Origin of the sequence: Clostridium sp. (assembly GCF_036639235.1) — a bacterium.
Lineage (GTDB): Bacteria > Bacillota > Clostridia > Clostridiales > Caloramatoraceae > Clostridium_AB.
Genome location: NZ_JAVWJB010000005.1, coordinates 1 through 5,675, shown reverse-complemented (window position 1 = coordinate 5,675; position 5,675 = coordinate 1). Strand labels below are relative to the sequence as shown.

Below are 5,675 nucleotides of genomic sequence, written 5' to 3'. Positions count from 1 at the left end.
TGATGCTATTGCTGTTGATACCCATGTTTTTAGGGTTTCAAATAGAATAGGGTTAACTGACGGCAAAAATGTAGATGAGGTGGAAAAACAGCTTATGAGCGTTTTGCCTCAAAATACATGGTCGAACATGCACCACTATATAATATGGCATGGGCGTAAGGTCTGTAGTGCTAGAAATCCTAAATGTAATATATGTGTTTTAAAAGATGAGTGTAGGTTTAATTTAGAAGGAATAACTAAGGAGGGGTAAAGTTGACTAAAAAGATTAAGATTTTAATAGTTGTACTAGCTATAGCAATTATAAGTATACCTATTGGAATACTAGTAGATGACAGTTTAACCCCTAATGATAAGATTTATGATGGAGTTACTATTAATGGTACACAGGTAGGGGAGCTTTCAAGTAAGGAAGCTAGTGATATGCTCCAAAAAAAATATAATAACAAAGTAGAAAATAAGATTATAGATATATCATATAATGATTTTTCCTATGATATTGATTATAAATCACTAAATGCCCACTATGATATAGATTTAGCAGTTAAAGAAGCACTGAACTATGGCAAAGAGGGTAATGCTTTTACAAAATTTTTTACAAGATTAACACTTAAAAATAAACCACATAATATAGAACTTAAGTTTTTAGCTGATAGTTCAAGACTTAAGGAAGATGTAAAGATTATTGCTAGAAAGATAGACGAAAAGGCTAAGGATGCTACAATATCATATAATGGATCATCATTTAATATTAGTAATGAAAAACAGGGAAAGAGAGTAGATCAAGTTAAACTTGAAAAAGAACTTATAAAATCAGTTAATCCTGAAGATAAGGATGAAAAAATAATTGTACCAGTTGAAATTGATAAGCCAAAAGTAACTGCTAATGATTTAATTAGTATAGACAAAAAAATAGCAGGATTCTCTACGAACTTTAATGGTGGAGATGTAAACAGAGTTGGGAATATTAAGCTTGCAACAAGAACAATTAATGGAACCGTTATAATGCCAGGAGAAACTTTTTCAACAAATAAAACATTAGGACCTAGAATTAAGTCTAATGGGTATAAAGAAGCCCCAACGATTGTTAATGGAACATTAACACCAGGACTTGGTGGAGGTATTTGTCAGGTATCATCTACATTATATAACACTGCACTTCTTGCTAATCTACAAATAGTAGAAAGAAGACCTCACAGCTTAAAAGTTGGATATCTTCCACCTAGCCGTGATGCAGTAATTTCAGAGGACTATATAGATTTAAAGTTTAAAAACAATACAGACTATCCTATATATATACAAGGAGTTGTTTCAGGAAATAGCGTAACACTGAATATGTTTGGTTCTAGTAAGTCTCCGGAAAGAAAGGTTGTTCTCTCACAGGAAGTTTATGAAACTATTCCAGACCCTAAGGGTGGAAAGCCGCAAATTAAGTCAAGGGGTTATAGAAAGGTATATGACATAAACGGTAACCTTATTAAAAATGAGACATTATCAAAGGATCATTATAAAGGATAAAACGGAATTATTTAAAAAGATAAGGTAGCACTTATCTTTTTTTATTTGTATAATACCTAAATTTACTGTTAATAATCATAAAAAAGGATGTGGATTATGAAGATTAATTTAGGTTATGTTGCTATAGCCCTTAATTTAAAGGATGCAACGGTTAATAAGACTATTACATATAAGTCATTATCTAAGTTTGATAAAAAGTTATGGCATGGAATACTTAGGGATTTAGCACTTAAAAATATTGAGAATATAACTAGGGTAATAAGGTATAATAGTGCATATGGAATAAAGGTGTACAGGTTAACTTCTAAAATAATTCCACTGGCAACACATGAGGCAGCAAGGGATTGGAAATGGGAAGAGGATTTGGCTGATGCTTTTATGAAACTAGGTGACACAATTCGAAAGCATGAAATAAGAATAAGTGCACACCCAGATCACTTTGTTCTTTTAAACAGCAAAAGGGAAGACGTTTTGGAAGCTTCTATTCTTGATTTAGAGTACCATATGAAGATGTATAACCTTATGGGACTTTCAAAAGATTCAAAGATGGTTCTTCACTTAGGTGGTGGATATGGAAATAAAACAGAATCTATTGAAAGGTTTTATAAGGGTTTTGATAGACTTTCAGATGAAATAAAGTCTAGAATAATACTAGAGAATGATGATAAGATATTTAATAGTAAAGATGTATTAACTGTATGTAGGAATATTTCAGTACCAATGGTTCTTGATGTTCATCATGATTGGTGTAATAATTCAGGTGAAGAAATTGGTGATATGTTAGTAGATATATTTAATACGTGGAAAGGGCAGGGAATTCCTCCTAAGGTACATTTTTCATCACCAAAGAATGAGAAGGATTATAGGGCCCATCATGATTATATTAATAGTGATGAATTTTTGAAATTTGTATTTTTGGCTAAGGAAAAATGGAATAATGATATAGATGTTATGATTGAAGCCAAGCAAAAAGATTTAAGTTTAATTAACTTAATGGAAGAAATTAAGGTGGATCCAAAAATAAAAATTGTATCTGGGGGTAGTTTTGTAGTACAATAATAATTATTAACAATTGAAAAGGATTTTCAATGAGGAGGAGATTAGGTGGACATATTTAGTCATGCACATGGTGCACATGAGGGGCACTTACATGGTGAAGGGAATATAATTTTATCAACACTAGAACATTCGTTATTAGATTTATTACCGATGATACCATTATTATTAATTACATTTATTGCAATAGAATTAATGGAGCATAAGTTTTCAAGTAAGCTTCAAAATTCTATTAAAAAAGCAGGTTTTTTAGGACCTATACTAGGAGCTTTAATCGGAATAATACCACAGTGCGGGTTTTCTATTATGGCAGTAGCTTTTTATTCAAAGAGAATGATAAGCCTTGGAACAATGATGGCGATTTTTCTTGCAACATCTGATGAGGCCATTCCAGTACTTTTATCAATGCCAAAATCATATGGAATATTAGTACCGTTTTTAGTCCTTAAAATAGTAATTGCAGCAACAGCAGGTTATATTATTGATATGTTTATAAGTGAAAAGAACAAGAAGCTTCAGATAGCATGTACTAGAGAAACAGAACAGGTTGCGAATTTATGTACAGAAGTAGAATCTATTAATTATAAGAAGGTATTAGTTCACTCACTAGAAAGAACAATTAAGGTAATGCTATACATATATGTAGTTATGGTAGTAATTTCTGTAGCAGTGGAATTTATAGGAATAGAAAAATTATCATCAGGTATATTTTCAGGTGGAATAATGCAGATATTAGCATTTTCAATAATAGGTCTTATTCCTAATTGTGCAATATCTGTTGGAATAGTTCAGCTATACTCAGTAGGGGTTATTAGTTTTGCCTCTGTAATTGCAGGTCTGTGCTCTAATGCAGGACTTGGATTGGTTTACCTATATAAAGAAAGTAAAAGTATTAAAAAGTCTATTTCGATTACTATATTATTATTAGGAATAAGTTTTCTAGCAGGAAGTTTATTGTATTTAGTAGATATTTTAACTTAAAAAATGGCTGTTGATCTAATCAACAGCCATTTAAATTTATGATAAATTAATTTTTATTTTATTAATAGCACCTTTAAATGGTGGAATTAAACTTACAACAAAACATATAAGTGTGTCAAGTCCAATAATTGTTCCATTTACTATTAATGAATATAGGAATGGACTTTGTCCTGCAGGTGCATATTCCCCGAAGAAAATTGCCCCGGACATAAAATGGAATAAGAATCTACTAAAGCCAGCAATTAATACTGCAAGTGGAAGTGATTTTCTACAAAGTCCTGCAAATCCAATAGCTGCAAATGCAAATGGATAGTCAAGTAATAACTGTGCAGGGTGTACAATGAACATATCCTGTATTAATTGAAGAATAGAGTAAACAAATCCAGCAATAACCCCAAACTTAGTTCCGTATATGTATGCAAACACCATTAGTGGAAGCATACTTGCAAGGGTAATTGAGCCACCCTGTGCAAAGTGAAATATTCTTAAATAAGAAAGTACAAATGCAATAGCAACTGCAAGACTTCCATTAACTAAGATTTTAGGTGTAAACTTGTCCTTGTTTGATTTAATTGCAATAACATAAATAGCAACAGAAATTGCTAAAATAGTTAAAACAAAAGCTAGAGATGATGGTTTGATCTCTAAAAGTGAAGTAGTAAACTCACTAAATACCTGAGATAAGTAATTAAAAAATGTCATAAAGACCTCCTCTTTTGCCGAATTGCATAAAGAGGTAGCGTCTGCTTCCCTTCGCTAGTATTATCTAGATCAGGTTAGAGGGTCGAAGGTGTATCCTTCCTCTCAGCATTTCGCTCCCCTAGCATACGGTATTAGTTTATTTATTTTATTACATAGTATTACAAAAATTAACTAAATACAAGTTATTTCTGAAAATATTACATGAAGCTATTGACATGAAAATATGTCTGTGATAGTATAAATGAGTGATCAACGTTGGCCCCTTGGTCAAGCGGTTAAGACACCACCCTTTCACGGTGGTAACAGGGGTTCGATTCCCCTAGGGGTCACCAAGTATGGAGAGATGGTCGAGTTGGTTTAAGGCACCGGTCTTGAAAACCGGCGTAGGGGTGACTCTACCGTGGGTTCGAATCCCACTTTCTCCGCCAACTATATATCACACTAAAGGGATTGTATTTACAATCCCTTTTTTATTTATGTAATCTATTTGACGAATTTAATTGTTCAAATTTAAAATATATTTGTAAATATCATATAAAGAGTAATTACATAAATAAAAGAATATGTTAATATATTATTTGTATATGTTAAGGCATAGTTTTGGAGGCGAAAATGAGTTTAAATATTGTGCTTTATCAACCAGAAATACCACATAACACAGGGAGTATAGGAAGAACTTGTCTTTTAACAGGGACTAGTCTTCATTTAATACATCCTCTTGGGTTTTCTGTTGATGATAAAATGCTTAGAAGATCGGGACTTGATTATTGGAAAGATGTAAACATTACTTATTATGATAGTTTTGAAGAATTTTATGAGATGCATCAGGACAAAAGGGTTTTCTTATCTACTACAAAAACAAATAAGTTTCATAGTGATGTTGAGTATAAGGATGGAGATTTTATTATGTTTGGCCGTGAATCATCTGGTGTACCAGATGAGGTTGCAAAGCTCTTTGAAGGAAGGCATATAAGAGTTCCTATGATAGACACAACAACTAGATCACTTAATTTAGCTAATACAGCAACGGCTGTTATTTACGAGGCTTATAGACAAATTGGGTATCCTAACATGAAATAATATATAGTGGAGGTAATTATGGAGAAGGTATTTATAGTTACAGATAGTACCGCAGGAGTTCCTGAAGAATTTATAAATTCGAAAAATATTAAGGTTCTTCCTTTAACTATAGAATTTGAAGGTTCCGTTTATAAAGATGGAATAGATATTGATGAACAGATACTACTTGAAATGTTAACTAGGGGAGAGGAACTTCCTAAAACATCACAGGTTAATCCTAAGAGCTTTTTAGACCAGTTTGAAGAATTAACTGCTGAAGGATATAAAATAATATCAATTCACATTTCATCAGGATTAAGTGGTACATACCAATCAGCATGTATTGCAAGAGATATGATGGA

Annotated in this window: 7 protein-coding genes, 2 tRNA genes and 1 riboswitch; of the genes, 8 read left to right on the top strand and 1 reads right to left on the bottom strand. The window is 32.1% G+C overall.

Annotated elements, in window-relative coordinates:
- The 4 genes from RR539_RS02415 to RR539_RS02400 all read left to right on the top strand — a co-directional run.
- The coding region (locus tag RR539_RS02415; RefSeq protein WP_442878382.1) for an endonuclease III domain-containing protein at nucleotides 1–250 on the top strand (250 nt) is incomplete at its 5' end.
- 2 nt (nucleotides 251–252) lie between these two features.
- Nucleotides 253–1,515, top strand: coding sequence for a VanW family protein (locus RR539_RS02410; RefSeq protein ID WP_332474461.1), 1,263 nt, complete (start codon nucleotides 253–255; stop codon nucleotides 1,513–1,515).
- A gap of 96 nt (nucleotides 1,516–1,611) precedes the next feature.
- On the top strand, nucleotides 1,612–2,574 hold the full coding sequence (gene uvsE / locus RR539_RS02405) for a UV DNA damage repair endonuclease UvsE (RefSeq protein WP_332474460.1): 963 nt from the start codon (nucleotides 1,612–1,614) through the stop codon (nucleotides 2,572–2,574).
- 45 nt (nucleotides 2,575–2,619) lie between these two features.
- Nucleotides 2,620–3,552: a putative manganese transporter gene (locus tag RR539_RS02400; RefSeq protein ID WP_332474459.1), complete on the top strand. Its 933-nt coding sequence runs from the start codon at nucleotides 2,620–2,622 to the stop codon at nucleotides 3,550–3,552.
- A 36-nt stretch (nucleotides 3,553–3,588) separates the two neighbouring features.
- On the opposite strand, the gene thiT is transcribed toward RR539_RS02400, so the two are convergent.
- The gene (thiT, locus tag RR539_RS02395) at nucleotides 3,589–4,254 is read right to left on the bottom strand and encodes an energy-coupled thiamine transporter ThiT (RefSeq protein WP_332474458.1); all 666 of its coding nucleotides are present in this window, start codon (nucleotides 4,252–4,254) and stop codon (nucleotides 3,589–3,591) included.
- A 29-nt stretch (nucleotides 4,255–4,283) separates the two neighbouring features.
- A riboswitch (TPP riboswitch) is annotated at nucleotides 4,284–4,384 on the bottom strand.
- 127 nt (nucleotides 4,385–4,511) lie between these two features.
- Here thiT and RR539_RS02390 point away from each other — a divergent pair.
- The 4 genes from RR539_RS02390 to RR539_RS02375 form a co-directional block, all read left to right on the top strand.
- Nucleotides 4,512–4,586: transfer RNA gene (locus RR539_RS02390), tRNA-Glu, on the top strand.
- Between the two features lie 5 nt (nucleotides 4,587–4,591).
- Nucleotides 4,592–4,682 (top strand) — tRNA-Ser (locus RR539_RS02385).
- A 184-nt stretch (nucleotides 4,683–4,866) separates the two neighbouring features.
- A complete protein-coding gene (locus tag RR539_RS02380) occupies nucleotides 4,867–5,334 on the top strand; it encodes a tRNA (cytidine(34)-2'-O)-methyltransferase (protein ID WP_332474457.1) in 468 nt (155 codons plus the stop codon).
- An 18-nt stretch (nucleotides 5,335–5,352) separates the two neighbouring features.
- On the top strand, nucleotides 5,353–5,675 hold a 323-nt coding region (locus RR539_RS02375; protein ID WP_332483394.1), incomplete at its 3' end, for a DegV family protein.

Excerpts from the sequence above, each read along its gene's own strand:
- uvsE (WP_332474460.1), top strand. The coding sequence starts at position 1,612 with ATGAAGATTAATTTAGGTTATGTTGCTATAGCCCTTAATTTAAAGGAT.
- thiT (WP_332474458.1), bottom strand. The coding sequence starts at position 4,254 with ATGACATTTTTTAATTACTTATCTCAGGTATTTAGTGAGTTTACTACT.
- RR539_RS02380 (WP_332474457.1), top strand. The coding sequence starts at position 4,867 with ATGAGTTTAAATATTGTGCTTTATCAACCAGAAATACCACATAACACA.